The sequence below is a fragment of the Modestobacter sp. VKM Ac-2983 genome (genome assembly GCF_026967885.1).
Classification (GTDB): Bacteria; Actinomycetota; Actinomycetes; order Mycobacteriales; family Geodermatophilaceae; genus Modestobacter.
Map to the genome: position 1 here is coordinate 430,488 of NZ_JAPVBK010000002.1, position 26,324 is coordinate 456,811.

The 26,324-nt window shown below is 73.5% G+C and carries 25 protein-coding genes; 20 read left to right on the plus strand and 5 right to left on the minus strand.

Features of this window, described 5'->3' with window-relative positions; all coding sequences use genetic code 11:
• Positions 1-13: 13 nt before the first annotated feature.
• From sufB to O2W18_RS08500, 8 genes are all read left to right on the plus strand, one after another.
• Positions 14-1,420 (plus strand): Fe-S cluster assembly protein SufB, encoded by a 1,407-nt coding sequence (sufB, locus tag O2W18_RS08465; RefSeq protein ID WP_442929136.1) that lies wholly within the window; start codon positions 14-16, stop codon positions 1,418-1,420.
• Positions 1,420-2,751: a Fe-S cluster assembly protein SufD gene (sufD, locus tag O2W18_RS08470; RefSeq protein WP_269187101.1), complete on the plus strand. Its 1,332-nt coding sequence runs from the start codon at positions 1,420-1,422 to the stop codon at positions 2,749-2,751. Before sufB ends, sufD begins: the two co-directional genes overlap by 1 nt.
• A complete protein-coding gene (locus tag O2W18_RS08475; protein ID WP_269184962.1) occupies positions 2,748-3,092 on the plus strand; it encodes a Rieske (2Fe-2S) protein in 345 nt (114 codons plus the stop codon). The genes sufD and O2W18_RS08475 overlap by 4 nt, the downstream gene beginning before the upstream one ends.
• A gap of 14 nt (positions 3,093-3,106) precedes the next feature.
• Positions 3,107-3,940 carry a Fe-S cluster assembly ATPase SufC gene (sufC, locus tag O2W18_RS08480; RefSeq protein WP_331254068.1) on the plus strand — a complete coding sequence of 278 codons (834 nt, stop codon included), beginning with the start codon at positions 3,107-3,109 and terminating at the stop codon, positions 3,938-3,940.
• Positions 3,937-5,262: a cysteine desulfurase gene (locus O2W18_RS08485; protein ID WP_269187102.1), complete on the plus strand. Its 1,326-nt coding sequence runs from the start codon at positions 3,937-3,939 to the stop codon at positions 5,260-5,262. Before sufC ends, O2W18_RS08485 begins: the two co-directional genes overlap by 4 nt.
• Positions 5,262-5,729, plus strand: a complete 468-nt coding sequence (gene sufU, locus O2W18_RS08490) for a Fe-S cluster assembly sulfur transfer protein SufU (protein ID WP_269187103.1) — start codon at positions 5,262-5,264, stop codon at positions 5,727-5,729. The genes O2W18_RS08485 and sufU overlap by 1 nt, the downstream gene beginning before the upstream one ends.
• Positions 5,726-6,121 (plus strand): metal-sulfur cluster assembly factor, encoded by a 396-nt coding sequence (locus O2W18_RS08495; RefSeq protein WP_269187104.1) that lies wholly within the window; start codon positions 5,726-5,728, stop codon positions 6,119-6,121. Before sufU ends, O2W18_RS08495 begins: the two co-directional genes overlap by 4 nt.
• A gap of 203 nt (positions 6,122-6,324) precedes the next feature.
• Complete coding sequence (locus O2W18_RS08500) at positions 6,325-6,825, plus strand: GNAT family N-acetyltransferase (protein WP_269187105.1); 501 nt, start codon at positions 6,325-6,327, stop codon at positions 6,823-6,825.
• 9 nt (positions 6,826-6,834) lie between these two features.
• Here the strand turns inward: O2W18_RS08500 and O2W18_RS08505 are convergent, their stop codons facing one another.
• Both O2W18_RS08505 and O2W18_RS08510 read right to left on the minus strand, forming a co-directional pair.
• On the minus strand, positions 6,835-7,293 hold the full coding sequence (locus tag O2W18_RS08505) for a hypothetical protein (protein ID WP_269187106.1): 459 nt from the start codon (positions 7,291-7,293) through the stop codon (positions 6,835-6,837).
• Positions 7,294-7,374: 81 nt separating this feature from the next.
• Entirely contained in the window at positions 7,375-9,330 is a 1,956-nt protein-coding gene (locus tag O2W18_RS08510; RefSeq protein ID WP_269187107.1) for an SCO7613 C-terminal domain-containing membrane protein, read from the minus strand.
• 141 nt (positions 9,331-9,471) lie between these two features.
• On the opposite strand from O2W18_RS08510, the gene O2W18_RS08515 reads away from it, so the two are divergent.
• From O2W18_RS08515 to O2W18_RS08550, 8 genes are all read left to right on the plus strand, one after another.
• The gene (locus tag O2W18_RS08515; RefSeq protein WP_269187108.1) at positions 9,472-11,082 is read left to right on the plus strand and encodes an ABC-F family ATP-binding cassette domain-containing protein; all 1,611 of its coding nucleotides are present in this window, start codon (positions 9,472-9,474) and stop codon (positions 11,080-11,082) included.
• A 187-nt stretch (positions 11,083-11,269) separates the two neighbouring features.
• Positions 11,270-11,500, plus strand: a complete 231-nt coding sequence (locus O2W18_RS08520) for a helix-turn-helix domain-containing protein (protein ID WP_036338653.1) — start codon at positions 11,270-11,272, stop codon at positions 11,498-11,500.
• On the plus strand, positions 11,497-12,270 hold the full coding sequence (locus O2W18_RS08525) for an enoyl-CoA hydratase/isomerase family protein (protein WP_269187109.1): 774 nt from the start codon (positions 11,497-11,499) through the stop codon (positions 12,268-12,270). Before O2W18_RS08520 ends, O2W18_RS08525 begins: the two co-directional genes overlap by 4 nt.
• Positions 12,271-12,343: 73 nt before the next feature.
• Complete coding sequence (locus O2W18_RS08530) at positions 12,344-14,251, plus strand: ABC transporter ATP-binding protein (protein WP_269187110.1); 1,908 nt, start codon at positions 12,344-12,346, stop codon at positions 14,249-14,251.
• A 131-nt stretch (positions 14,252-14,382) separates the two neighbouring features.
• A complete protein-coding gene (locus O2W18_RS08535; protein WP_269187111.1) occupies positions 14,383-14,658 on the plus strand; it encodes a hypothetical protein in 276 nt (91 codons plus the stop codon).
• 114 nt (positions 14,659-14,772) lie between these two features.
• Positions 14,773-15,240: an SgcJ/EcaC family oxidoreductase gene (locus O2W18_RS08540; protein ID WP_269187112.1), complete on the plus strand. Its 468-nt coding sequence runs from the start codon at positions 14,773-14,775 to the stop codon at positions 15,238-15,240.
• The gene (locus tag O2W18_RS08545) at positions 15,237-16,061 is read left to right on the plus strand and encodes a sulfurtransferase (protein ID WP_269187113.1); all 825 of its coding nucleotides are present in this window, start codon (positions 15,237-15,239) and stop codon (positions 16,059-16,061) included. Before O2W18_RS08540 ends, O2W18_RS08545 begins: the two co-directional genes overlap by 4 nt.
• Positions 16,062-16,148: 87 nt before the next feature.
• Positions 16,149-16,520 (plus strand): hypothetical protein, encoded by a 372-nt coding sequence (locus tag O2W18_RS08550; RefSeq protein WP_269187709.1) that lies wholly within the window; start codon positions 16,149-16,151, stop codon positions 16,518-16,520.
• A gap of 7 nt (positions 16,521-16,527) precedes the next feature.
• Here the strand turns inward: O2W18_RS08550 and O2W18_RS08555 are convergent, their stop codons facing one another.
• The 3 genes from O2W18_RS08555 to O2W18_RS08565 are packed head-to-tail and all read right to left on the minus strand — an operon-like array spanning position 16,528 to position 20,907.
• Complete coding sequence (locus O2W18_RS08555) at positions 16,528-17,235, minus strand: sirohydrochlorin chelatase (RefSeq protein WP_269173784.1); 708 nt, start codon at positions 17,233-17,235, stop codon at positions 16,528-16,530.
• Between the two features lie 49 nt (positions 17,236-17,284).
• On the minus strand, positions 17,285-18,046 hold the full coding sequence (locus tag O2W18_RS08560; RefSeq protein ID WP_269187114.1) for an SDR family oxidoreductase: 762 nt from the start codon (positions 18,044-18,046) through the stop codon (positions 17,285-17,287).
• Positions 18,046-20,907 (minus strand): aconitate hydratase, encoded by a 2,862-nt coding sequence (locus O2W18_RS08565; protein WP_269187115.1) that lies wholly within the window; start codon positions 20,905-20,907, stop codon positions 18,046-18,048. Before O2W18_RS08565 ends, O2W18_RS08560 begins: the two co-directional genes overlap by 1 nt.
• A 270-nt stretch (positions 20,908-21,177) precedes the next feature.
• On the opposite strand from O2W18_RS08565, the gene O2W18_RS08570 reads away from it, so the two are divergent.
• The 4 genes from O2W18_RS08570 (at position 21,178) to O2W18_RS08585 (ending at position 26,178) form a co-directional block, all read left to right on the plus strand.
• Complete coding sequence (locus O2W18_RS08570; RefSeq protein WP_269187116.1) at positions 21,178-22,173, plus strand: phosphatase PAP2 family protein; 996 nt, start codon at positions 21,178-21,180, stop codon at positions 22,171-22,173.
• A gap of 9 nt (positions 22,174-22,182) precedes the next feature.
• Entirely contained in the window at positions 22,183-22,917 is a 735-nt protein-coding gene (locus O2W18_RS08575; RefSeq protein ID WP_269187117.1) for an SIR2 family NAD-dependent protein deacylase, read from the plus strand.
• Between the two features lie 97 nt (positions 22,918-23,014).
• Positions 23,015-24,553: an AMP-binding protein gene (locus O2W18_RS08580; RefSeq protein WP_269187118.1), complete on the plus strand. Its 1,539-nt coding sequence runs from the start codon at positions 23,015-23,017 to the stop codon at positions 24,551-24,553.
• 215 nt (positions 24,554-24,768) lie between these two features.
• Entirely contained in the window at positions 24,769-26,178 is a 1,410-nt protein-coding gene (locus O2W18_RS08585) for a C40 family peptidase (protein ID WP_269187119.1), read from the plus strand.
• Positions 26,179-26,324 lie beyond the last annotated feature (146 nt).

Here is a 26,324-nt window from a genome sequence, read left to right on the forward strand (position 1 = left end):
GCCCAGCGCGCCGATGACGCAGGACGAGACGATCGACGCGCTCGGCCGCTACAAGTACGGCTGGTCGGACACCGACGCCGCCGGCGCCTCGGCCACCCGCGGCATCAACGAGGACGTCGTCCGCGACATCTCGCGCCGCAAGAACGAGCCCGAGTGGATGCTCGAGCGCCGGCTGAAGGCGCTGAAGATCTTCGGGAAGAAGCCCATGCCCGACTGGGGCTCGGACCTCTCCGGCATCGACTTCCAGAACATCAAGTACTTCGTGCGCTCCACCGAGGCGCAGGCCACCTCGTGGGAGGACCTGCCCGACGACATCAAGAACACCTACGACAAGCTGGGCATCCCGGAGGCGGAGAAGCAGCGGCTGGTCTCCGGTGTCGCGGCCCAGTACGAGTCCGAGGTCGTCTACCACAAGATCCGTGAGGACCTCGAGGAGCAGGGCGTCCTGTTCCTGGACACCGACACGGCGCTGCGCGAGCAGCCCGAGCTGTTCCGCGAGTACTTCGGCTCGGTGATCCCGGCCGGGGACAACAAGTTCTCCGCGCTGAACACCGCGGTGTGGTCGGGTGGCTCGTTCATCTACGTGCCCAAGGGCGTCCACGTCGAGATCCCGCTGCAGGCCTACTTCCGGATCAACACCGAGAACATGGGCCAGTTCGAGCGCACCCTCATGATCATCGACGAGGGCGCCTACGTGCACTACGTCGAGGGCTGCACCGCGCCGATCTACAAGACCGACTCGCTGCACTCCGCGGTCGTCGAGATCATCGTGAAGAAGAACGCGCGCTGCCGGTACACGACCATCCAGAACTGGTCGAACAACGTCTACAACCTGGTCACCAAGCGGGCCGTGGCCCACGAGGGCGCGACCATGGAGTGGGTCGACGGCAACATCGGCTCCAAGGTGACGATGAAGTACCCGGCCGTGTGGATGACCGGTGAGCACGCCAAGGGCGAGGTCATGTCCATCGCCTTCGCCGGCGAGGGCCAGCACCAGGACGCCGGCGCCAAGATGGTGCACGCCGCCCCGCACACCTCCTCGACGATCGTGTCGAAGTCGGTGGCGCGCGGTGGTGGCCGCACCTCCTACCGCGGCCTGGTCCAGGTCGACGAGGGCGCCTACGGCTCCCGCTCCACGGTGAAGTGCGACGCGCTGCTGGTCGACACGATCAGCCGCTCGGACACCTACCCCTACGTCGACGTCCGTGAGGACGACGTGTCGATGGGCCACGAGGCCACCGTCTCGCGGGTCAGCGACGACCAGCTGTTCTACCTGATGAGCCGAGGGCTCTCCGAGGACGAGGCGATGGCGATGGTCGTGCGCGGCTTCGTCGAGCCCATCGCCCGGGAGCTGCCGATGGAGTACGCCCTCGAGCTCAACCGCCTGATCGAGCTCCAGATGGAAGGTGCCGTCGGCTGATGTCGGCTCCACAGAACACCGGTACTGACGACCAGACCACCCTGACCACCGACTCGGCCACCCTCGCCGGGGAGCTCTTCGCTCCCGGCGTGGGGGCCCAGGCCGGTCCGCCGACCACCCCGGCGGCCGGCACCGGCACCGCCGGCGACACGCCCCCCGGGTCGCACTCGCACGGCGGGCCGGCGCCGACCGGGTCGCCGGCCGAGCGGTTCACCTCCACCGACCCGGAGGCGTTCGGCGCACCGACCGGCCGCGAGGAGGAGTGGCGCTTCACCCCGATGCGCCGTGTCCGCGCGCTGCTGGACGGCGCTCCGTCCGACGCCTCCCTGACGTGGCAGAGCGATCTGCCCGAGGGGGCGGAGCTGACCTCCGTCGAGGCCGGCGACCCGCTGCTCAAGGGGCTGCCCGAGCCGGTCGACCGGCTCGCCGCGCTGACCCGTCAGCGCAGCGGCGGGGCGGCTGTGCTCCGGATCGCCAAGGAGGCCGTGCTCGACCGCCCGGTCACCCTGGGCCTGGCCGGCACGGGCAGCGACGACGTCGTCTGGGGCCAGCTGGTCGTCGAGGTCGGTGCGTTCGCGCAGGCGACCGTCGTCCTGGACCACTCCGGGCTGGCCCGCTACTCCGGCGGGGTCGCCTTCCTGCTCGGTGACGGTGCACAGCTGACCGTCGTCTCGGTGCAGGACTGGGCACCGGGCACGGTCCACGGCGGCCAGCTCGACGCCGTCGTCGGCCGGGACGCCTCCCTCAAGCAGGTCGTGGTCACCCTCGGCGGTGACCTGGTCCGGTTGGTCAGCAACGTCCAGTACGCCGGTCCCGGCGGCTCGGTGGACCTCTACGGCGTGTACTTCGCCGACGAGACCCAGCACCAGGAGCACCGGCTGTGGGTCGACCACGGCACGCCGAACTGCCGCAGCAACGTCGTCTACAAGGGCGCGCTGCAGGGCGAGAAGGCGCACACGGTCTGGGTCGGTGACGTGCGGATCCGCCCGGCCGCCACCGGCACCGACACCTACGAGCTGAACCGCAACCTGGTGCTCACCGACGGCGCCCGCGCCGACTCGGTGCCGAACCTGGAGATCGAGACCGGCGAGATCGTCGGCGCCGGCCACGCCAGCGCCACCGGCCGGTTCGACGACGAGCAGCTGTTCTACCTCTGCTCCCGGGGGATCGACGCCGAGACCGCGCGTCGCCTCGTGGTGCGCGGCTTCTTCGCCGACGTCGTGCAGCACATCGGCGTCCCCGAGCTGCAGGACCGGCTGATGGGCACCATCGAGGCCCGCCTCGGCGCGCTGCCGGACCTCGAGGAGCAGCCGGTCGAGGTCGGCGCGTGACGTACGAGCGCGTGTGCGCGCTGTCCGAGGTGCCCGAGGACGGGTCCCTGCGGATCGAGCTCGCCGACATCGACGTCGCCGTCGTCCAGCTCGACGGCGAGGTCTACGCGATCCAGGACGTCTGCTCGCACGCCGACGTCCCGCTGACCGACGGCGACGTCGACGACGTCGACGGGGCGCCCACCATCGAGTGCGCCCTGCACGGCTCGTGCTTCGACCTGCGCACCGGCCAGCCCACGAACCTCCCGGCCACCGAGCCGGTCCCCGTCTACCCGGTCCGGGTGGAGGGTGACGACGTCCTGGTGGACGTCGACGCCCCCCTCGCCGCGGCCAGCCACTGAGGAGCGAGAACCCCGTGACCAGCCCCACCGCCACCCCCACCGCCACCGGCCTGTCGGCCGGCAGCGTGCTCGAGATCCGCGGCCTGCACGTCACCGTCGGTGACGGGGACGAGGCCAAGGAGATCCTCCGCGGCGTCGACCTGACCGTCCGCGCCGGCGAGACCCACGCGATCATGGGCCCCAACGGGTCGGGCAAGTCGACCCTGGCCTACTCGATCGCCGGGCACCCCAAGTACACGATCACCGGCGGCACCGTGACCCTCGACGGCGAGGACGTCCTCGCGATGACCGTCGACGAGCGCGCCCGGGCCGGCCTGTTCCTGGCCATGCAGTACCCGGTCGAGGTCCCCGGCGTCTCGGTGTCGAACTTCCTGCGCACCGCGGCCACCGCGATCACCGGCGAGGCGCCGAAGCTGCGCACCTGGGTCAAGGACGTGCGCACCGAGATGACCGCGCTCGAGATGGACAGCGCGTTCGCCGAGCGGAACGTCAACGAGGGCTTCTCCGGTGGTGAGAAGAAGCGCCACGAGATCCTCCAGATGCGCCTCCTCAAGCCGAAGATGGCGATCCTCGACGAGACCGACTCCGGCCTGGACGTCGACGCGCTGCGGGTCGTCTCCGAGGGCGTGAACCGGGCCAAGGCCGACAGCCCCGTCGGCGTCCTGCTGATCACGCACTACACGCGGATCCTCAAGTACATCAAGCCCGACTTCGTGCACGTCTTCGTCGCCGGCCGGGTCGTCGACGAGGGTGGCCCGGAGCTTGCGCAGAAGCTCGAGGACGAGGGCTACGCCGCCTACGTCAAGGACTCGAACGAGCAGGCCGCCAGCGAGGCTGCGTCGGCATGACCCGGACCGTCTCGCGTCCCGCCGGGGCGCACCAGGTGCCGCTCCCGCTGGACGTCGAGGCGATCAGGGCGGACTTCCCGATCCTGTCCCGCACCGTCCGGGACGGGAAGCGGCTGGTCTACCTCGACTCCGGCGCCACCTCGCAGAAGCCGACCAGCGTCCTGGACGCCGAGCGGTGGTTCTACGAGAACGTGAACGCCGCTCCGCACCGCGGTGCGCACCAGCTCGCCGAGGAGGCCACCGCGGCCTACGAGGCGGCGCGCACCACCATCGGGGCCTTCATCGGGGCGCCGGAGAACGAGGTCGTCTTCACCCGCAACAGCACCGAGGCGATCAACCTGGTCGCCTACGCGCTGTCCAACGCGGTGACGGCGAAGGAGCCGGAGTTCCGCCGGTACGCCGTCGGCCAGGGCGACGAGATCGTGGTCACCGAGATGGAGCACCACGCCAACCTGCTGCCCTGGCAGCAGTTGTGCGAGCGGACCGGGGCCACCCTGCGCTGGTTGGGGCTCACCGACGACGGCCGGCTGGACCTGTCCGACCTGGCCACCGTGGTCAACGAGCGGACCAAGCTCGTCGCGGTGACCCAGCAGTCGAACATCCTGGGCACGATCAACCCGCTGGGCGACATCATCGCCCGGGCGCGGGAGGTCGGCGCCCTGGTGCTGGTCGACGGCGCGCAGTCGGTGCCCCACCAGCGGGTCGACGTCACCGAGCTGGGTGTGGACTTCCTGGTCTTCTCCGGGCACAAGATGCTCGGCCCCACCGGGGTCGGCGTGCTGTGGGGCCGCTACGACGTGCTCGACGCGCTGCCGCCCTTCCTCACCGGCGGCTCGATGATCGAGGTCGTCCGGATGGAGCGCAGCACCTTCATGCCCCCGCCGCAGCGCTTCGAGGCCGGCGTGCCGATGACCGCGCAGGTCATCGGGCTCGCCGCCGCCGTGGAGTACCTGCAGCGGCTGGGGATGGAGGCGGTGCAGGCCCACGAGGAGGCGCTGACCGAGTACGCGCTGGAGCAGTTGCAGGCGATCCCGGGCGTCACCGTGATCGGTCCGCCGGACACGGTGGCCCGCGGCGGGGCGATCAGCTTCACCGTCGAGGGCATCCACCCGCACGACGTCGGTCAGGTCCTCGACGACCTCGGCATCGCCGTCCGGGTCGGGCACCACTGCGCCTGGCCGGTCGTGCGTCGCTACGGCGTGCCGGCCACCACCCGGGCGACGTTCTACGTGCACACCGGGTACGACGACGTCGACGCGCTCGTAGAGGGCGTGCGGGAAGCCCAGCGCTTCTTCGGTGTTGCACCCAGCGAGGTGAAGTGATGCAGCTGCAGTCGATGTACCAGGACATCATCCTGGACCACTACCGCAACCCCCACGGGCGCGGACTCCGCGACCCGTTCGAGGCCGAGGTGCACCACGTCAACCCGACGTGCGGTGACGAGGTCACCCTGCGGGTGCACCTGGAGGGCGAGACCATCGCCGACGTCTCCTACGAGGGCATGGGCTGCTCGATCAGCCAGGCCTCCGTCTCGGCGATGTACGACCTGGTGATCGGCAAGAGCGTGACCGAGGCGATGCACACCGGCGAGCAGTTCATGACGCTGATGCAGAGCAAGGGCAACGCGACCGTGGCCGAGGAGCTCGAGGACGACCTGGAGGACGCCGTGGCGTTCGCCGGCGTCTCGAAGTACCCGGCGCGGGTCAAGTGCGCACTGATGAGCTGGATGGCGCTGAAGGACGCGAGCGCCCGCGCGCTCTCGTCCCCCACCGGAGGAGCCGACGCATGACCGAGAACACCCCTGACACCACCACCGACACCGTGGCACCGGACGCCGGCCTCTACGGCGGCAAGTCCGCGCTGATCGAGGACCTCGAGGAGGCCATGCGCGACGTCGTCGACCCCGAGCTGGGCGTCAACGTCGTCGACCTCGGGCTCGTCTACGGGCTCGACGTGGACACCGAGGCGAACGTCGCGATCATCGACATGACGCTGACCTCGGCGGCCTGCCCGCTCACCGACGTGATCGAGGACCAGGCCCGCCAGGCCCTCACCGGTGGCCCCGGCCCCGGCCTGGTCGGCGACATCCGGATCAACTGGGTCTGGATGCCGCCGTGGGGCCCGGACAAGATCACCGATGACGGCCGCGAGCAGCTGCGCGCACTCGGCTTCCGGGTCTGAAGAAGGACCCCTCTGCCCCCCACGCCGACCGAGCTCGGCCCGGGACCCTGCAGAGGGGCCAACCGCTGGCTGCGCTGTTCGAGCAGCTGGCCGCGGGGGAGACCCCGCCGGCTGATGCGCGTGTCACGACCGTGCCGGCGCCTGCTCTCCTCCACGGAGGGCGGGCGCCGGCACTCGTCGTCGGGGGGACCGGCTGGCACGTCGTGGCCGCTGACGTCGACCCCGCCTGGGTGGCCGCCCAGGTCGCCCACGAACCGATCGAGGCTCCGCTGGGGGCCCGCTTCCTGTCGGCGCTGGCCGACCGGGTGGGCGCGGAGCCCGGCGTCCTGGACGCCCTGCTGACCGCCCCGCCGGCACCCGAGTGCGTCGGCATCGCGCTGGGCGAGGTCGAGCCGGGGGAGCACCCCCGGGTCCGGCGAGCACTGCGGCACCGCACCGGCGTGCGCGTGTGGACGACGCCCGACAGCGCCGCACTGCTGGTCCTCGGCCAGGGGGTCGCCGGCCGGTGGGAGGTCAGCGTGGAGGTGCACCCGGGAGCGCGTGGACGCGGGCTGGGCACGGCCCTGGCCGCCGCGGCCCCGGCGCTGGTGCCCGACGGCGAACCGCTGTGGGCGCAGGTCGCCCCGGCCAACACCGCCTCGCTGAGGTCCTTCCTCGCTGCGGGCTGGCGCCCGGTCGGCGCCGAGGTCCTCTTCGGTTCCTGACCGCCGGGGTCAGTCGCAGCCCACGGGTGGGCTCGCCAGCGGCCACGCCTCGACGTCGTCGGGCGCGGTCATGAGGAACACCTGCTGCGGCGCTCCTCCGGAGGGCAACCACAGCTGGACGCCCGACTCGGTCCGGTACCCGGTCGGGACGGCGTCGGCGGGCAGCCTCGCGTCCTCGTCGAAGGCCGCGGAGAGGGCGGGGGAGACGACCCCCTCGGGGTCCCGGACGAACTGGCGCCACTCGCCCGTGCCCGGTGGCCAGGCGAGGTGCAGGAACAGTGCCGCCTCCAGGTCGCAGTGCTCCTCCCCGCGGTACACGGTCAGCACCTCCTGACCGAGGGTCCCGTCGACGTCCTCCCAGGGGTCGAGGAACGGCGAGGAGGGCTCGCCGCAGGCCCCGGCGCCGACCGCCACGGACGCAGCCAGGGTGGTGGCGCAGGCCTGTCGCCACCACCGAGTGAGGTGCATCGGCCCAGGGTGGCCCACCAGCCGGGCCGGATGCGCGTCGTACGGCGCGCGACAACGATGCAGTCGCTGTGACGACCGACGTCAGCGCAGGTCGGCGACGCGGGCGAGGGCTGCGCGGGCCCGCGTCCGCCGCTCCTCGTAGGCCGCCCCCGCGGCGAGCATGACGGCGCCGGCCGCCCCGACGGCGAGCAGGCCGGTGAGGGGCAGGTGGACGACCAGCCGCCCGAGCGCCACCGCGGTCAGCGACGCGGCCCCCACCACGAGCGGCGCCTGCACCTGCCAGCGACTGCCCGCCATCGCGGTGAGCGTGGCGGCCAGGACGACCAGCACCAGCCGCAGCAGGTCCGGCTCGACCGCCGCCAGCCAGACCGACGGCACGAACGCGACCACCAGCCCGGGGCCCCAGGCCCGCCAGGACGAGCCGGTGGCCAGCCGTCGTCCTGGGTACAGCCACAGCACCGTCGCCGCCGGGAGCGTGTAGGCCTCCGGCACACCGATGTCGGCGGCCCCGGCTGCCAGCCAGGCCGCCACGACCAGCGCGGTGCACCCGCCGGCCCGGACCCGGGACCGGTCGGTCACCGTGCCGGAGGCGATGAAGCCCGCGCCGACCACCGCCAGCCCGACGGCCAGGCCGGGCGGGTGCCCGGTGCGGGCCAGGTGCCCCAGCCCGAGAGCGGCGACCACCGCGGCCGCCCCGGTCAACGACAGTTCTGCGCGCTGCCCGCGCAACGCGGTTGCGCTCCCGAGGGTGACCAGGCTCAGCAGCACGAGCAGCCGGCCGGCCGGCGCGGACCCGATGCTGCCGTCGGCCTCCGTCAGCAGCACGGCGGCGGTCAGGCAGCCCACCACGACCGGCAGCGCCCAGTGCCGCTCATCGGGCCGCCGGACGGCGACCACCACCGCGGGGACGGCGGCGACCGCCACCAGGGTCGCCAGCGCCGACCAGTGCCCCGACCCGAGCAAATGGACGACGGCCAGCCCGGTGAGCACCACGGCCGCGGCGAGGCCCGACGGGCGGAGCAGGGCGGACCGTCCCGAGGAGGCGACCACACCGACCGCCGTCGCGAGCGCCACGCCCAGGTACCCACTGGCCAGCACCCCGGCCAGCCCGGCCGCCTGCAGCAGCCCGGAGACGGCGGCCCCGGCCGCCAGCCCAGCGAGCACCGGCACCGCCGCCGGGGGGCCGAGCAGGGGCCGCAGCTCCGAGCGGCCGCACAGCGCGAGCAGCGCGCCGGCCGCCAGCAGCATCAGCGTCGAGGGCGCCAGGGCGGCGACGACCGACTCCGTCGTCCACACCCGGGCGGCGCCCTCCACCACCCCGGTTCCCCACCAGGCGGCGGCGGTGACCAGGGTGACCACCGCGACGGCGCGGCGGGCGGCCAGCGTGATCACCAGCCCGGCGACGGCGGTGGCCAGCACGGCGGTGGCGTGCGGGCCCAGCGAGAGCCCGGAGCCGGTCAGCCCGCTCAACACCGCGGCCTGCACCGCTCCCCAGGCGGCGACCGGCCAGGTCACCGCCGTCCTCGCGATCAGACCGAGGACGGCGAAGACCGCGGCGAGCAGGGAGAGCAGGATCGCGGTCGGGCCCCCGGGGCCGTCCCCGGCCGACCACGCGGCCACGGCGGCGAGCACCACCGCGACGGAGGCGAGCGCCTCCTCGCTGCTGCCCAGCTCGCGACGCCCGGCCCGCAGTGAACCCAGGGTCGCGGCGACGGTCAGCAGGCTGACCACGAGCAACCCGGGGACCGAGCCGGCGTCGGTCAGCGAGGCGGCTCCGGCAGCGACCACCGCCACCACGCCGGCGCCCAGCAGGACCTGCTGGGGAGCGATGTCGCTGGGCTCGGTGTCGCTGGGCTCGGTGTCGCTGGGCTCGGTGTCGATCAGGCCGGTGTCGTCCCGGCCGCTGTCATCCCGGCCCGTGTCGTCGGGACCGGTGCCGCCCGGGCCGGGGTCGGTGTCGTCGGGGTCCGCCGGCGGCGCGGGCGGCGGGATGCGAGGCTCCAGCGGGGGTGGGTAGTCGACCTCCGGCGTGGGCACGGTGGGCCTCCTCCCCGGTGACGGCTCCTGCGGCTCCCGCCGGTCACGCTACGGGCGGCGTCGACGACCTGCGGGGCGAGCGGCAGGTGACGTGGAGGTCACCTGGCAATGGGGTCGGCCGATGGCGCGGGAGCGCCTACCATGGGATCAGTGATCACGACGACCGGCCTCGAATTGCGCGCCGGCTCCCGGATCCTCATCAGCGACGCCGATCTGCGGGTCCAGCCCGGTGACCGCATCGGGCTGGTCGGGCGCAACGGTGCCGGCAAGACGACCGCTCTCACCACCCTCGCCGGGGAACGCGTGCCGCACGCCGGCAAGGTGGAGGTGACCGGTGAGCTCGGCTACCTCCCGCAGGACCCGCGCAGCGGCGACCTGGACATCACTGCCAGCGACCGCGTGCTGTCCGGCCGGGGGCTCGACGTCCTCAAGGCGAAGCTGACCAAGGCGCAGGTCGCGATGGCCGAGCCCGCCGACGACGCCGAGATGGATCGCGCCGTCCGGCAGTACGGGCGGCTGGAGGACCAGTTCGCCGCGCTCGGCGGCTACGCCGCGGAGAGCGACGCGGCCCGGATCTGCACCAACCTGGGCCTGCCCGATCGGGTGCTCCAGCAGCCGCTGCGCACCCTCTCCGGTGGCCAGCGCCGCCGCGTCGAGCTGGCCCGGATCCTCTTCTCCGACGCCGACACGCTGCTGCTCGACGAGCCGACCAACCACCTGGACGCCGACTCCATCACGTGGCTCCGGGGCTTCCTCTCCGGTCACCGCGCCGGGCTGATCGTGATCAGCCACGACGTCGAGCTGCTGGAGGCCGTGGTCAACAAGGTCTGGCACCTGGACGCCAACCGGGCCACCGTCGACGTCTACAACCTCGGCTGGAAGCGCTACCTGGACGCGCGGGAGACCGACGAGCGCCGCCGCCGCTCCGAGCGGGCCAACGCCGAGAAGAAGATCGACGCGCTGACCGCCCAGGCGGACAAGATGCGGGCCAAGGCCACCAAGGCCAAGGCCGCGCACAGCATGGACAAGCGCGCCCAGCGGCTGGCCGCCGGGCTGGCCGACGTGCGGGTGCAGGACAAGGTCGCCAAGCTGCGCTTCCCGACCCCGGCCCCGTGCGGCCGCACCCCGCTCACCGCGGAGGGCCTGTCCAAGAGCTACGGCTCGCTGGAGATCTTCACCGGCGTCGACCTGGCGATCGACAAGGGCGCCCGGGTCGTCGTCCTCGGCTTCAACGGCGCGGGCAAGACGACGCTGCTGCGGATGCTGGCCGGCACCGAGGCCCCGGACACCGGCGAGGTGAAGCCCGGTCACGGGCTGCGGGTGGGCTACTACGCCCAGGAGCACGAGACGCTGGACATGGACCGGACGCTGCTGGAGAACATGCGCTCCTCGGCACCGGGCTCCACCGACACCGAGCTGCGTCGGATCCTGGGCGCGTTCCTCTTCTCCGGGGAGACCGTCGACCAGCGCACCGGCACGCTCTCCGGCGGTGAGCGCACCCGGCTGGCGATGGCCACGCTGGTCATCTCCGGAGCCAACGTGCTCCTGCTGGACGAGCCGACCAACAACCTCGACCCGGCCAGCCGCGAGCAGGTGCTCGAGGCGCTGCGCACCTACCAGGGCGCGATCGTGCTGGTCACCCACGACGAGGGCGCGGTCACCGCCCTCGACCCGGACAAGGTGATCATCCTGCCCGACGGCACCGAGGACACCTGGAGCGCCGACTTCGCCGACCTGGTCTCGCTCGCGTAACGGCTGGACCGGGTCGCTCCGCGCTGACCTCCGGGTTCGGCGGTGCGCGGTCTTGTTGCGGTGGCCGACCCTCCGACCCTGGGTGATCATGGCCAGTGGGACGCCGAGGTCACCGGGACAACGGCGCCGGGGGATCAGCGGGAGGTGCCGGCGTGAGCCGGCAGCACCCCTGACACGGAGGGGAGTCATGGCCGACTCGAGCACTGCGGACCTGAGCAAGGGCAAGAGGATCACCGGAGACGACCGGACGTCGCTGGCCGGCGAGCTCCGGGAGCGGTACGACAGCGGCGAGAGCATCCGCTCGCTGGCGACCTCCACCAACCGCTCGTACGGCTTCGTGCACCGTCTGCTGTCGGAGTCGGGTGCCACCCTCCGGGGTCGGGGCGGGGCGAACCGGAACGCCAAGAAGTCTGCGTGAGCGGTGATCCCGACGGCTGGGTGAGGACGGCACGCGAGGGAGCCGTCCTCACCGTGACCCTCGACCGGGCCGACCAGCTCAACGCGCAGACCCCGGCGACCTGGGCAGCGCTGCGGGCGGTCGGGGAGTCCCTGGACGACGACGTGCGCGTGGTCGTCGTCCGCGGCGCGGGCCGTGCGTTCTCCGCCGGCCTGGACCGCACGCTCTTCAGCGCCGACCCCGGCGTGCCCGGCGGGCTGGCCGAGCTGGGCTCCCTGCGCACCGAGGCGGCCCAGGAGCGGATCCGCGGCTACCAGGCGGCGTTCCGCTGGCTGCGCTCGCCCGGCGTCGTCTCGGTGGCGGCGGTGCAGGGGCACGCCATCGGCGCCGGCGCCCAGCTGGCGCTCGCCTGCGACCTGCGGGTGTTCACCGAGGACGCCCAGTTGCGCCTGCCGGAGGCGGGCCTCGGGCTGGTGCCCGACCTCACCGGCACCAGCACGCTGGTCGAGCTGGTCGGCTACAGCCGCGCTCTGGAGATCTGCCTGACCGGCCGGGCGGTCGGCGCCGCCGAGGCCGTGACCACCGGGCTGGCCAACGTCGCCGTCCCGACCGCGGAGCTCGACGCCGCGGTCGCCGACCTGACCGCAGCCCTGCTCGGGCCGGATGTCGGCGCCGCCCGCGAGACGCTGGCGCTGGTCCGCTCGGCCGTCCGCAACGGCCCGGAGGAGCAGGACGCCGCCGAGCGGGCTGCCCAGGTACGCCGGCTGCGCACGCTGGCCGGACGGGACTGACCGGGCGGAACAGGACGACCGCCGCCGCTGTTCGGCCCGGTGGTCAGCCGGATCCAGCAGCAGGGGGCGTGTCGTGAGCTCACCGATGACGTCCATGGCCGCGATGCGGTCGTTCAGCACCGACCGTTCGGTCACCTCCCGCGGCGTCCCCAAGGGGACGGTGCGCCGCATCCTGGGCATCGCCGGGCCCTACCGCCGGGAGCTGATCGGCTTCCTGGCGCTCGTCGTCTTCTCCGCGGTGATCGGGGTGGTCACCCCGCTGCTGGCCGGCGACATCGTCAACCGGATCGCCAACCTGACCGGCACGGCCGGCGACATCGTCCGGATCGCGCTCTTCATCGCCGGGCTGGCCGTGCTCGACGCTGGCAGCTCGCTGGTGCAGCGCTGGTACTCCGCCCGGATCGGCGAGGGGGTCATCTACGACCTGCGCACCCGGGTGTTCGAGCACGTGCAGCGGATGCCGGTCGCCTTCTTCACCCGCACCCAGACAGGTGCGCTGGTCAGCCGGCTGAACAACGACGTCATCGGTGCGCAGCGGGCCTTCACCTCTACGCTGTCCGGGGTCGTCTCCAACGTGATCGCCCTGGTGCTGACCGCCGGGGTCATGTTGAGCCTCTCCTGGCGGATCACCCTGCTGTCGATCGTGATGGTGCCGCTGTTCGTGGTGCCGGCCCAGCGGATCGGCAAGAAGTTGCAGACGATCACCCGGGAGTCCTACGGGCTGAACGCCTCCATGAACGCGACGATGACCGAGCGGTTCAACGTCGCCGGGGCGCTGTTGGTCAAGTTGTTCGGCCGGCCCGAGGCCGAGGCGGACTCCTTCCGCGGCCGGGCGTCCCGGGTGCGCGACATCGGCGTGCTCTCGGCGATGTACGGCCGCACCTTCTTCACCGCCCTCACCCTGGTCGCCGCGCTGGCCACCGCCCTGGTCTACGGGCTCGGTGGCTGGCTGGCGTTCACCGGGCAGCTGTCCGCCGGTGACGTCGTCGCCCTGGCGCTGCTGCTGGCGCGGCTGTACGGGCCGCTGACGGCGCTGGCCAACGTCCGGGTCGACGTGATGAGCGCGCTGGTCAGCTTCGACCGGGTGTTCGAGGTGCTCGACCTGGCCCCGATGATCGCCGAGGCCCCCGACGCCGTGCCGGTCCCGGCGGAGGACCGGTCGCTGGAGTTCGAGTCGGTCTCCTTCCGCTACCCGTCGGCAGCGGAGGTGTCGCTGGCGTCGCTGGAGGACGTCGCCGTCCCGGAGCACGGGCAGCCGGCCCAGGTGCTGCACGACGTCTCCTTCCGGGCCGAACCGGGCCAGCTGGTCGCCCTGGTCGGCACCTCCGGCGCGGGCAAGTCGACGATGGCCGCCCTGGTGTCCCGGCTCTACGACGTCACGGAGGGCGCCGTGCGGGTCGGCGGGGTCGACGTCCGGCAGGCCACCACCGCCTCGCTGCGCGACGCGATCGGCGTGGTCAGCCAGGACGCCCACCTCTTCCACGACACCATCCGGGCGAACCTCCGCTACGCGAAGCCCGACGCCACCGAGGACGAGCTGTGGTCGGCGCTCACCGGGGCCCGGATCGCCGCCCTGGTGCACTCGCTGCCCGACGGGCTGGACACCGTGGTCGGCGACCGCGGCCACCGGATGTCCGGCGGGGAGAAACAGCGGCTGGCGATCGCCCGGGTGCTGCTGAAGGCGCCGGGCATCGTGATCCTCGACGAGGCGACCGCGCACCTGGACAGCGAGTCCGAGGTGGCCGTGCAGCACGCGCTGGACGCGGCGCTGGCCGGGCGGACCTCCCTGGTGATCGCCCACCGGCTGTCCACCATCCGCGGCGCCGACCAGATCCTGGTGGTCGACGACGGCCGGATCGTCGAGCGCGGCACCCACGACGAGCTGCTCGCCACCGGCGGCCACTACGCGGACCTCTACCGCACCCAGTTCGCCCCGGCCGAGGACCGGGTCGGAGAGGACCGGGCTGTCCAGGTCGGATGAGCGGAGCGTCCGGGGTGGCACACCCACCGTGGCGGCCGTGCCGGTGACGGTCGGCGTGGACTGCGCGCCGGTCGCGGGCCGTGGCACGTTCCCCCCGACGGCGCACGTCACCCAACCGTGGGAGGCCCACCATGACCATCCAGCCGCCGCCATCCGTCGCCTCCGGCCGGCCGTGCCCGGTGACCGTGCCGCCGCATGGCGACGTCCCGTCCCTGGAGCTCTTCGTCGGGGACGCCGAGTTCACCGTCGACAGCGGCGGGCCGCTGCTGGTCCGGGGGCACGGGGTGCCGCTCGGCGAGCGGGTCCGGTTCCACGAGAAGGACGAGATCGGTGGCAAGGACGTCCGGGTCTGGCACGTGTCCCAGGGGGACGGCGGGTTCGTCGCCGAACCCCTCGCCTCCTTCTGAGCGGCGCTCCGGACCCGGGTCGGACCGCGGCCCGAGGGCACGGGGTCGGCTCCGGCGGGGCGGGCACACTACGGTCACTCTCGACCCACTCGTACCACCCGCAGGAGCACTCCCTTGAGCGCAGGTCATCCGCAGGACACCCAGATCCGGGCGCTGTACGCGCGGTACCTGGCGGGATGGAACCAGCGCAGCGGCGTCACGGTGTCCTCGGTCTTCGCCGACGACGGTGAGGTCATCGACCTCGACGGCACGCTGCGCAGCGGCCGGCTCAGCATCGCCGCCGACATGCGCCGGATGTTCACCGAGCACGCCACCCCCACCTTCGTCGGCGTCGTGCGCTCGGTGCGCAAGCTGACCGACGGCGTCGTGGTGCTGCACGCGGTGGCCGGGATGGTGCCCCCCGGCAAGGACGCCGTCGACCCGGCGCTGCACATGGTCCACGCGCTGACCGCGGTCGAGGAGGCGGGGCGGTGGAAGATCGCCCTCCTGCAGAGCACCCCGGCCCGCTACGGCGGTCGCGCCGACGCCCTCACGGCGCTGACCGCGGAACTGGAGGCGGCGCGGCACGAGGTCGCGCGGTGACGGTGCTGACCGCGGCGGAGCAGCTGCTCGGCCGCACCGCGGACGTCGTCCTGCTCGACGTCCGCTGGGCGCTCGGGAGGTCGGACGGCCGGGACCAGTACCTGGCCGGCCACCTGCCGGGCGCCGTCTTCGTCGACCTGCCGACCGAGCTCGCCGAGGGCGCGTCCCCTGCGGCCGGCCGCCACCCACTCCCGTCAGTACAGCGACTGCAAGCAGCCGCCAGGCGGTGGGGGATCTCCGCCGGCTCGCGGGTGGTCGTCTACGACGCGACCGGTGGCCTGGCGGCAGCCCGGGCCTGGTGGCTGCTCCGCTGGGGCGGGTTGGCCGAGGTCACGATCCTCGACGGTGGGCTCGCCGCCTGGACCGCGGCCGGGGGTGAGCTCCATCGCGGCGACGTCGTCCGCGATCCCGGCGACGTGCGGCTGACCGGCGGCGGGATGCCCGTGCTGACCGCGGACGAGGCGGCCGCCCTCCCCATGGCCGGTGGAGTGCTGCTCGACGCCCGGGCCGGCGAGCGGTACCGCGGCGACGTCGAGCCGGTCGACCCGCGGGCCGGCCACGTGCCGGGTGCGGTCAGCGCACCCACCACGGAGAACCTCGACCCGGACGGCACCTTCGCTACAGCGGCTGTACTGACCGACCGGTTCGCCGCGCTGGGCGTCCGGCCGGGGACGACGGTCGGCGTCTACTGCGGCTCCGGCGTCACCGCGGCACACCAGGTGGCCGCGCTCGCCGAGGTCGGCATCGAGGCTGCCCTGTGGCCCGGCTCGTGGTCGCAGTGGTCGAACGACCCCGACCGCCCGGTCGCCACCGGCCCCTGACGGGACCGAAGTCGCGATTTCGGCCCCTGCTGGGGTGAACAGGACCGCGGGAGATCGTCCCGGGTCGGTAGCGTGCGCCGGGTGATCATGGTCGCTGCCGTCGTGGGCGTCGCGTTGCTCGGCGGCCTGGCCGTCTTCCAGGTGTCGCTGATCGCCGGCGCGCCCCTGGGCCGGTTCGCGTGGGGCGGCCAGCACGACGTCCTGCCGACAGGCCTCCGGGTCGGCAGCGCGGTGTCGATCGTGGTCTACGGGCTCGTCGCCGCGCTGCTGCTGCAGGTGGGCGGGGCGCTGGACCTCCTGCCGCGCGGCGTGGCCGACGTGGCCGTGTGGGTGCTGACGGCGTACTTCGCCGTCGGGGTGCTGATGAACGCCGTCTCGCGCAGCCGGCCGGAGCGCTTGGTCATGACGCCGGTGGCGCTCGCACTGGCCGTCGTCTGCCTGGTGCTCGCCCTGCAGTGACGCCGGGTCAGGCGGGGGTGAGGGCCGCGTCGTACCGGTCGAGCAGGACGGCGGCGATCCGCTCGTCGGGCAGCAAAGGCGCCGTGACGCAATCGGCGCCGGCCCCCTGGAGCTTGTCGTGGAAGTGTCCGGGCGCGAGCAGGTAGGCGGCGACGACGACCCGCTGGGCGCCGGCCGCGCGCGCGGCAGCGACCGCGTCGGGCACGGGGGGCTGGGCCGCCGATCCGTAGCCGGTGGTGACCGGGCCGGCCCAGTCGCGCTGGAGCAGCGCAGCGGTGTCCTCGACGTCCTGCACCGAGCGCTTGTCGCTGGAGCCGGCGGCGGCCAGCACGATCGCGGTGGCCGGGTCGTCGCGGTCCGCGCCGGCGGCGACCAGCCGGTCGGTGAGCACGCCGACCAACCGGGCGTCGGGTCCCAGCGGCCGGGCGGCCACCGCCGACGGGTGGTCGGCGACGGCACCGGCGATGTCGACGTGCACGTGGTAGCCGCCGGACAGCAGCAGGGGGACGACGACGGCCGGGGTGGCCGACTCACCCAGCCCGCGGACGACGTCGACGACCGTGGGCGGCTGCACGTCGACGAAGGCGGCGGTGGTGGTGAGCCCGGGCCGCAGCGCGCGGGCGGCGAGCGCGAGCTGACCGATCAGCCGCCGACCGGTGGGGTTCCGGGTGCCGTGGGCGCAGGCGACCAGCACGGGCTGGGAGTGGTCGTTCATGGCTGCCTCCTGGGCATCGAGACCGCCGTCAGCGACCAGCGGGAGAGCGTCACAGTGCGCGGGTGACGCCGCCGTCGACGGCGAGCATGGTGCCGGTGACGTAGGAGGCGGCGGGGGAGAGGGCGAAGGCGGCGACCGCGCCGAACTCCTCGGGGCGGCCCACCCGGCGCAGCGGGATGGCGGCCTCGGTGCGGGCGCGAGCGGCCGAGGGGTCGCCGGAGGCGGCCTCGATCTCGGTGACCCGGTCGGTGGCGACCGTGCCGGGCAGCAGGCCGAACACCCGGATGCCGCGCGGCCCGAGCTCGTCGGCCAGCGCCTTCGTGGTCATCGCCAGGCCGGGCCGCAGGCCGTTGGAGATGGCCAGGTGCCCGATCGGCTGGCGCACCGAGGTAGAGAGCACCAGCCCGATCGCGGCGTCGGGGGACAGGTGCGGCACGAGTGCCCGGATCAGCCGGAGCGGCCCGAGCAGGACGCTCTCGACCCCGGCCCGCCAGGCGTCCTCCGGGACCTCGAGCACGCTGCCCGGTGCCGGCCCGCCGACGGAGATCAGCGCGCCGTCGACCCGGCCCAGCCGGTCGACCGCCGCGCCGACCAGCTCCTCGGCGGCCGCGGGGTCGGCCAGGTCGGCGGCCAGCCCGGAGGCTGCCGGCGCCCCGCCGAGCGAGGCGACGGCCGCGTCGACCGACTCGGGGGACCGGGAGCTGATCAGCACCCGGGCCCCGTCGTCGACGAGGGCCCGGGCGGTCGCGAACCCCAGCCCCCGGCTCGCGCCGGTGAGCAGGAGCCCGCGGCCGCCCAGGCCCAGGTCCATCAGGCGGAGACGGTGCCGCGGAGCGAGCGCAGCACGTACTGCATGATCCCGCCGTTGCGGTAGTAGTTCGCCTCGCCGGGGGTGTCGATCCGGACGCGGGCGTCGAACTCCACATCCCCCGCCTTGACCTTCACCGTGCGGGGGATCGTGCCGTCGTTCAGCGCGGTGACCCCGGTGACGGCGAACTCCTCGTCCCCGGTCAGGCCGAGCGACTCGGCCGACTCGCCCTCGGGGAACTGCAGCGGCAGGACGCCCATGCCGATCAGGTTCGACCGGTGGATGCGCTCGTAGCTCTGCGCGATGACCGCCTTGACGCCGAGCAGCGCCGTCCCCTTGGCCGCCCAGTCACGGGAGGACCCGGAGCCGTACTCCTTGCCGGCCAGCACCACCAGCGGCACGCCGGCCTCGGCGTAGGCCCGCGAGGCGTCGTAGATCGACGTGGTCTCGCCGGTCAGGTGGTTCTTGGTGACGCCACCCTCGGTGCCGGGCACGAGCAGGTTGCGCAGCCGGATGTTGGCGAAGGTGCCGCGGATCATCACCTCGTGGTTCCCGCGCCGGGAGCCGTAGGAGTTGAAGTCGCGACGCTCGATGCCGTGCTCCTGCAGGTACCTCCCGGCGGGGCTGTCGGCCTTGATGGAGCCGGCCGGCGAGATGTGGTCGGTGGTCACCGAGTCACCGAGCACGGCAAGGGTGCGCGCCCCGGCGATGTCCTCGACGGGAGCCGGCTCGGCCGGCATCCCGTCGAAGTACGGGGGCTTGCGGACGTAGGTGCTCTGCGCGTCCCACTCGAAGGTGTCGCCCTCCGGCGTGGGCAGCGCCTGCCACTGCTCGGTGCCGGCGAACACGTCCTGGTAGCTGCGGCCGAACTGCTCGGCGGAGACGGCGTGGTCGATCACCCGCTGGACCTCCTGCGGCGAGGGCCAGATGTCGCGCAGGTACACGTCGTTGCCGTCGGTGTCCTTGCCCAGCGAGTCGTTGTTCAGGTCGACGTCCATCGACCCGGCCAGCGCGTAGGCGATGACCAGCGGGGGGCTGGCCAGGTAGTTCATCTTGACGTCGGGGTTGATCCGGCCCTCGAAGTTCCGGTTGCCCGACAGGACCGAGACGACGGCGAGGTCGGCCTCGTTGACCGCGGCCGAGACCGGCTCGGGGAGCGGGCCGGAGTTGCCGATGCAGGTGGTGCAGCCGTAGCCGACCAGGTAGAAGCCGAGCTTCTCCAGGTAGGGGGTGAGCTCGGCCTTCTCGTAGTAGTCCATGACGACCTTGGACCCCGGCGCCAGCGTCGTCTTCACCCACGGCTTGCTGGTGAGGCCGCGCTCGACGGCGTTCTTCGCCAGCAGCGCGGCGCCGATCATCACCTGGGGGTTGGACGTGTTGGTGCAGGAGGTGATGGCGGCGATCACCACGTGCCCGTGGTCGACGTAGGTCTCGGTGCCGTCCTCCATCACGACCTTGGTCGGCTTGTTCGGCCGGTCGGGGAGGACGTGGTCGGCCACGAACGGGTGCGGCTTGCCGGCCTCGCCGTTGCCGTGCCCGAACGGGCTCACCGGGTCAGAGGCCGGGAAGGACTCCGCGGAGGCCTCGTCGGCGGCGGACTCGACGCCGTACGGCTGCTCGTTGGACGGGACGCCGGGCTTCCGGTCCTCCCCGCCGGTCTCGCCATCGGAGACGTAGGCCGGCAGTGCCTCGCGCCAGGCCTCCTTGGCGTCGGTGATCGCGACCCGGTCCTGCGGGCGCTTCGGGCCGGCGATGGAGGGGACGACGGTGGCCAGGTCCAGCTCGAGGTACTCGGAGAACACCGGCTCGCGGGACGCGTCGTGCCAGAGGCCCTGCTCCTTGGCGTAGGCCTCGACCAGCTTGACCTGCTCGGCGCTGCGGCCGGTCAGCTCCAGGTAGGTGATGGTCTCCTCGTCGATCGGGAACATCGCCGCGGTGGAGCCGAACTCCGGGCTCATGTTGCCGATGGTGGCGCGGTTGGCCAGCGGGACCGCCGAGACGCCGGCGCCGTAGAACTCGACGAACTTCCCGACCACGCCGTGCTCGCGCAGCATCTCGGTGATCGTGAGGACCAGGTCGGTCGCGGTCGCGCCGTCGGGCAGCTGGCCGGACAGCTTGAAGCCGACGACCCGGGGGATCAGCATCGACACGGGCTGGCCGAGCATCGCGGCCTCGGCCTCGATGCCGCCGACGCCCCAACCCAGCACGCCCAGGCCGTTGACCATGGTGGTGTGGCTGTCGGTGCCCACGCAGGTGTCGGGGTAGGCCAGCGTGCGGTCGCCCTCCTGCCGCGGGAAGACGACGCGGGCCAGGTGCTCGATGTTGACCTGGTGCACGATGCCGGTGCCCGGGGGGACGACCTTGAAGTCGTCGAAGGCGCCCTGGCCCCAGCGCAGGAACTGGTAACGCTCGCCGTTGCGCTGGTACTCGATCTCGACGTTGCGCTCGAAGGACTCCGGCGTGCCGAAGACGTCGGCGATGACCGAGTGGTCGATGACCAGCTCGGCCGGGGCCAGCGGGTTGATCTTCTGCGGGTCGCCGCCGAGGTCGGCCATCGCCTCGCGCATGGTGGCCAGGTCGACGATGCACGGGACGCCGGTGAAGTCCTGCATCACGACGCGGGCCGGGGTGAACTGAATTTCCTGGTCCGGCTCCGCGGACGGGTCCCAGTTCGCCAGCGCGCGGATGTGGTCGGCGGTGATGTCCGCGCCGTCCTCGGTGCGGAGGAGGTTCTCGAGCAGGACCTTCAAGCTGAAGGGCAGCTTGTCGGCGCCCTCCACCGCGTCGAGCCGGAAGATGTCGTACTCGGTGCCGTCGACGTCGAGCGTCGTACGGGCTCCGAAGCTGTCCTTGCTGGCTGCCACTGCTTGCGCCTCACCCTCGCTGGTCCTGCGCGCGTCCTGCGCCTCGATGTGCCACCCCCGATCATCCCAGCACCCGGCCGGGAATGTGGAGCAAGGCCACCCTTCCCTCACCCTCGGTGAGCACTCTCACGACGGACGGCGGTCGGGGCAGGGAGCGCCGGCGACCTCAGGTGTCCGGGCAGTCACCGCAGCCCCGGGGGACCCGCGCCTGCGGCGTGCCGTGCACCGGCGGCTCCCACGCGTGCGCTGGGTCACCTACCGTGCCGCGCCATGACCCTCGCGGACACCTCTGGGACGACGACGTCCGCAGTCGAGCTGCTGGTCCCGGCGGACCGGTACCGCGGCGCCCGCCTGCTGGGCACCGGTGGGCTGCTGGCCACCTTCCTCGTCACCTGCGTCGTCACCGGCCTGCCGACCGACCGCCTGGTGCTGCTGGGCTGGGTGGTCGCGGTGCTGGCCGTGCAGTCCCTGGGCCGGGGCTGGCCGGCGCTCCTGCAGCTCCTCGCCGACTGGCTGCCGCTGGCCGGGGTCCTGCTGCTCTACGACCTCAGCCGCGGGTTCGCCGACGGGCTGGGCATGCCGGTGGCCGTCGGCGAGCTCGCGGCGGCCGACCGGTGGCTCGCCGGTGGCGTGCTGCCCACGGTCTGGCTGCAGGAGCACTGGGGCGCCGCGTGGTGGACGGTGGTCGCGTCGCTGGTCTACAGCAGCCACTTCGTGGTGACGCCGGTGGTGCTCGGCGTCCTCTGGCTGCGCGACCGGGCTCGCTGGGCCGCCTACGCCCGGTTGGTGGTGGGGCTGTCGGCGGCCGGGCTGGTCACCTACGTGCTGTACCCGGCGGCGCCGCCCTGGCTGGCCGCGAAGGACGGCGTCATCGAGCACGTGGACCGGCTGAGCAACTCCGGCTGGGCCGTGCTGGGGCTGGACAAGGCCGGCGCCCTGCTCTCCTCCGGGCAGGGGCAGGTGAACCAGGTGGCGGCGGTGCCCTCGCTGCACACCGCCTTCGCCGTCCTGACGGCGCTGGTGCTGCTGCAGGTGGCCACCCGGGTCTGGCAGCGGGTGGCGCTGGCGGCCTACGCGGCGGCGATGCCGGTCGTGCTGGTGTGGTCCGGGGAGCACTACGTGGTCGACACGCTGCTCGGGGCGCTCTACGCCGTCGCGGTGTGGCTGCTGGTGCCACGGCTGGTCGTGGCGGCGTCCCGGGCGGTCCGGCACCGGGCCGTGCCGCCGGAGCCGGTGACGACCCGGGCAGAGGCCGTGGCTGCCTAGCCTGGGGGTGTGGACCTCCCCGCCTGGCTCCCCGAGGCCCGCCGGATCTGCGTGCTCACCGGCGCCGGCATCTCCACCGACAGCGGCATCCCCGACTACCGCGGCCCCAACGGCGTCTGGACCCGCGACCCGGACGCGGAGAAGCTGGTCACCTTCTCGTACTACGTGGCCGACCCGGGGATCCGCCGCCGGGCCTGGCTGATGCGCCGGGACACCGCCCCCGACGCGCGACCCAACGCCGGCCATGCCGCGCTGGTCGACCTGGAGCGGCAGGGCCGGCTGCGGGCGCTGCTCACCCAGAACGTCGACGGGCTGCACACCGACGCGGGCAGCAGCGCGGTGCTGGAGCTGCACGGCACGGTCCGCGAGGTCGAGTGCCTGTCCTGCGCTGCGCGCACGCCGATGACGGCGGCGCTGGCCCGGGTGGACGCCGGCGAGCCCGACCCGGCCTGCGCCGACTGCGCCGGGATCCTCAAGTCGGCCACGATCAGCTTCGGCCAGGCGCTGGACCCCGACGTGCTCGACGCCGCCGCGCAGGCCGCCGCCGACTGCGACGTGTTCCTGGCCGTCGGCACCTCGCTCGGGGTGCACCCGGCGGCCGGGCTGGTCGAGGTGGCCGCCGCCCACGGCGCCCGGGTGGTCATCGTCAACGCCGAGCCGACCCCCTACGACGGGCTCGCGGACCTGGTCGTGCGGGAGCCGATCGGCACCGCCCTGCCCCGGCTGCTGGCCGCCGCGGACTGAGCGGTTCGTGGCAGCGCCCCCGGCCCGTTAGCGTGACGCCCACCACGTTCGGACAGCGGCCGGCAACGCAGCCGGCCCCGGCACCGGGGAGCCCGGCATGCGCGTGCCCTTGACCACCCGTGACTTCCTCGACCGGGCGGAGCTGGTCTACGGCGACCGGCTCGGTGTCGTCGACGAGCCGAGCCAGCCGGCGGCCTCGCTGGGGGAGCTGACCTACCGCGACGTGGCCCGACGGGCCCGGGCGGTCGCCGCCGGGCTGGACGCACTGGGCATCGGCGAGGGGGAGCGGGTGGCGGTGGTCAGCCACAACTCGGCCCGGCTGCTGGAACTGCTCTACGCCGTCCCCTCCTTCGGCCGGGTGCTCGTGCCGGTCAACTTCCGGCTGGCGCCCGCGGACTTCGCCTACATCGTCGAGCACTGCGGCGCCCGCGTGCTGCTGGCCGACCCGGAGGTGGAGTCGCAGCTGTCGGGCATCGACGTCCCGCACCGCTTCCTGCTGGGCGAGGAGTACGAGTCCGGGCTGCTCCGGCACGACGCGGAGCCGCGACCGTGGTCCGTGCCGGACGAGGACGCCACCGCCACGATCAACTACACCAGCGGGACGACGGCGCGGCCCAAGGGCGTGCAGATGACCCACCGCAACCTCTGGGTCAACGCCACCACGTTCGGCCTGCACATGCAGGTCAGCGACCGCGACGTCTACCTGCACACGCTGCCGATGTTCCACTGCAACGGCTGGGGGCTGCCCTACACCACAGCCGGCATGGGGGCCACGCAGGTCGCGCTGCGCAAGGTCGACGGCACCGAGATCCTCCGCCGGGTCGAGCGGCACGGCGTCACGCTGATGGCCGGTGCACCCGCCGTCTGGAACGCCGTGCTCGACGCGGCCGCCGACTGGGACGGCGAGGTGCCCGGGCGGGACCGGGTGCGGATCGTGGTCGCCGGGGCGCCGCCACCCTCGCGCACGATCGCCCGGGTGGAGGAGGAGCTGGGCTGGGAGTTCAACCAGATCTACGGGCTCACCGAGACCGCGCCGCTGCTGACGATCAACCGGCCCCGGGCCGAGTACGACGAGATGGACGTCCAGACCCGGGCGAAGGCGCTGTCCCGGGCCGGGGTGCCGGCGCTGGGCACCCGGATCAGCACGAGCGAGTCCGGTGAGGTGCTGGCGCAGGGCAACACCGTGCTGGCCGGCTACTGGGAGAACCCGGAGGCCTCCGCCGACGCCCTCGACGGCGGCTGGTTCCACACCGGGGACGGCGGGACCGTCGACGACGCCGGCTTCCTCACCATCTCCGACCGGAAGAAGGACGTGATCATCTCCGGCGGGGAGAACGTCTCCTCCATCGAGGTGGAGGACGCCGTCTTCAGCCACCCCGCCGTCGCCGAGGTGGCGGTGATCGGGGTGCCCGACGACCGGTGGGGGGAGATGGTGACCGCGCTGGTCGTGCTGGCCGAGGGCGCCACCGCCTCCGAGGCGGACATCATCGCGCACTGCCGGACGACGCTGGCCGGCTACAAGGCCCCCAAGCGGGTGGAGTTCCGGGACGGCATCCCGCGCACCGCCACCGGCAAGATCCAGAAGTTCAAGCTGCGCGAGGCCTTCTGGGCCGACTCCGAGCGCCAGGTGCACTGAACCCGCCGGCGTCCGACCCGGCGCCGGCGCGCCGCTCCTCACCGTGCGTGCTGTTCCCACCTCACCCCGACGGGGGAGGTCCCTCTGACGACCCTCAGTCGTTCACCCGATCCGGTCGATGAGCCCGCGGGAGCACACCCCGAGGGGTGTGCCGGGACTGGTCGAGACCGGCGTCGCCGCACAACCTGGCGCCGGGCAACGGAGGAGTCGGGTTCGTGCACGCACAGGTCGGTACGCAGGTCAGCACAGGACGACGAGCAGGTGCCCGCTGGGTGCAGCGTGCGCTCGCCGCAGGCACCGTCGTCGCCGCGTGCCTCGTGGTCGCCCCCGGGACGGCCGTGGCCGCACCGACCGACAGCGACATCTTCGCGGCTCAGCGGGCCCGCGAGGAGGCCGCAGCCCAGGTCGGGGCGATCACCGGTCAGCTCGCCGGCGCGCAGGCCGCGGTCGACGACGCGCGCATCGGGTCGCAGATCGCGCTGCAGGACTACGAGGAGCGGCAGGGCGCCTACGACGAGGCGCGCACGGCAGCCGATGCGGCGCAGGCCGCTGCCGGCCAGGCCGCCGCCGACGTCGCGGTGGGCAAGGGGGAGGTCGCCGCCTTCGCCCGGGACAGCTACAAGCAGGGCAGCACCAACCCCGGTGCGCGGGCGCTGATGACCGCCGGTGGACCGGCAGAGCTGATCGAGCGCGCTGCGCTGCTCGGCGCCGTGGGAGAGCACCGGGTCGACGTCGTCGCCGAGCTCACCGTGCTGCAGGAGCAGGCGACCGTCGCCGAGCAGACCGCCCAGCAGGCTGTCGGCGAGGCCGAGACGCTGAAGACCGAGGCGGAGCAGCTGCTGGCGTCCGCACAGGAGCAGGAGGTCGCCGCCCGCGAGCAGGCCGTCGCGCTGGTCGCGCAGCAGGACGCACTGGAGGCCGAGCTCGAGCAGGCGCAGCAGACGCTGTACGGCCTGGAGGGTGCGCGCCAGGCGGCCGAGGAGCGGGCGGTCGCCCAGCGGGCCGCGACCCCGGCCCCCGTCCCCGCCCCGGCACCGACGCCCTCGTCGTCCTCCTCGGGCGGCGGCAGCTCGGCCCCCGCGCCGGCCCCCGCCCCGGCTCCCGCTCCGGCACCGGCACCGGCTCCGAGGCCCGCGCCCGCCCCGGTGGCGGCTCCCAAGCCCGCACCGGCGCCGGCCCCGGTGCCGAACAACGCCGGCGCCCCGTCCGGGTCGGCCGTGCAGACCGCCATAGCGGCGGCGAAGACCCAGCAGGGCCTGCCCTACTCCTGGGGTGGTGGCGGCAGCCGCGGTCCCAGCTGGGGCATCCCGCCGGACACGCACATCTGGGGCTTCGACTGCTCGGGGCTGACCGAGTACGCCTACGCCCAGGCCGGGATCGCCATCGGTGGCACCAGCCGGGCGCAGTGGGCCCGCTTCAGCGACCGGACGGTGGGCCGCGACGACCTGCAGGCCGGCGACCTGGTGTTCTGGGGGAGCGGCAGCAACTACAACTCGATCTACCACGTGGCCCTGTACCTGGGCGGCAACAAGGTCATCCAGGCGCCCCAGAGCGGTGACGTGGTGCGGATCAGCACCATGTGGTTCGGCAGCGACTACTTCGGCGCGGTGCGCCCCACCGGCTGAGGCCGCGACAGTGGCAAGGGGTCGGCGGGAGCGGCCGGCCCGCGCAGAAAGGCGTCGGGCAGCCACGGGGGGAGCTGCCCGACGCGAGCGTCAGGCTAGCAGCCCGGCCCGTCTGCGGGCAGGGCCGACGACGCCTCGGATCGGGG

Coding starts and splice junctions, on each gene's coding strand:
- sufB (WP_442929136.1), top strand. CDS start 14: ATGACGCAGGACGAGACGATCGACGCGCTCGGCCGCTACAAGTACGGC.
- sufD (WP_269187101.1), top strand. CDS start 1,420: ATGTCGGCTCCACAGAACACCGGTACTGACGACCAGACCACCCTGACC.
- O2W18_RS08485 (WP_269187102.1), top strand. CDS start 3,937: ATGACCCGGACCGTCTCGCGTCCCGCCGGGGCGCACCAGGTGCCGCTC.
- sufU (WP_269187103.1), top strand. CDS start 5,262: ATGCAGCTGCAGTCGATGTACCAGGACATCATCCTGGACCACTACCGC.
- O2W18_RS08495 (WP_269187104.1), top strand. CDS start 5,726: ATGACCGAGAACACCCCTGACACCACCACCGACACCGTGGCACCGGAC.
- O2W18_RS08505 (WP_269187106.1), bottom strand. CDS start 7,293: ATGCACCTCACTCGGTGGTGGCGACAGGCCTGCGCCACCACCCTGGCT.
- O2W18_RS08515 (WP_269187108.1), top strand. CDS start 9,472: ATGGGATCAGTGATCACGACGACCGGCCTCGAATTGCGCGCCGGCTCC.
- O2W18_RS08520 (WP_036338653.1), top strand. CDS start 11,270: ATGGCCGACTCGAGCACTGCGGACCTGAGCAAGGGCAAGAGGATCACC.
- O2W18_RS08535 (WP_269187111.1), top strand. CDS start 14,383: ATGACCATCCAGCCGCCGCCATCCGTCGCCTCCGGCCGGCCGTGCCCG.
- O2W18_RS08550 (WP_269187709.1), top strand. CDS start 16,149: ATGGTCGCTGCCGTCGTGGGCGTCGCGTTGCTCGGCGGCCTGGCCGTC.
- O2W18_RS08555 (WP_269173784.1), bottom strand. CDS start 17,235: ATGAACGACCACTCCCAGCCCGTGCTGGTCGCCTGCGCCCACGGCACC.
- O2W18_RS08560 (WP_269187114.1), bottom strand. CDS start 18,046: ATGGACCTGGGCCTGGGCGGCCGCGGGCTCCTGCTCACCGGCGCGAGC.
- O2W18_RS08570 (WP_269187116.1), top strand. CDS start 21,178: ATGACCCTCGCGGACACCTCTGGGACGACGACGTCCGCAGTCGAGCTG.
- O2W18_RS08580 (WP_269187118.1), top strand. CDS start 23,015: ATGCGCGTGCCCTTGACCACCCGTGACTTCCTCGACCGGGCGGAGCTG.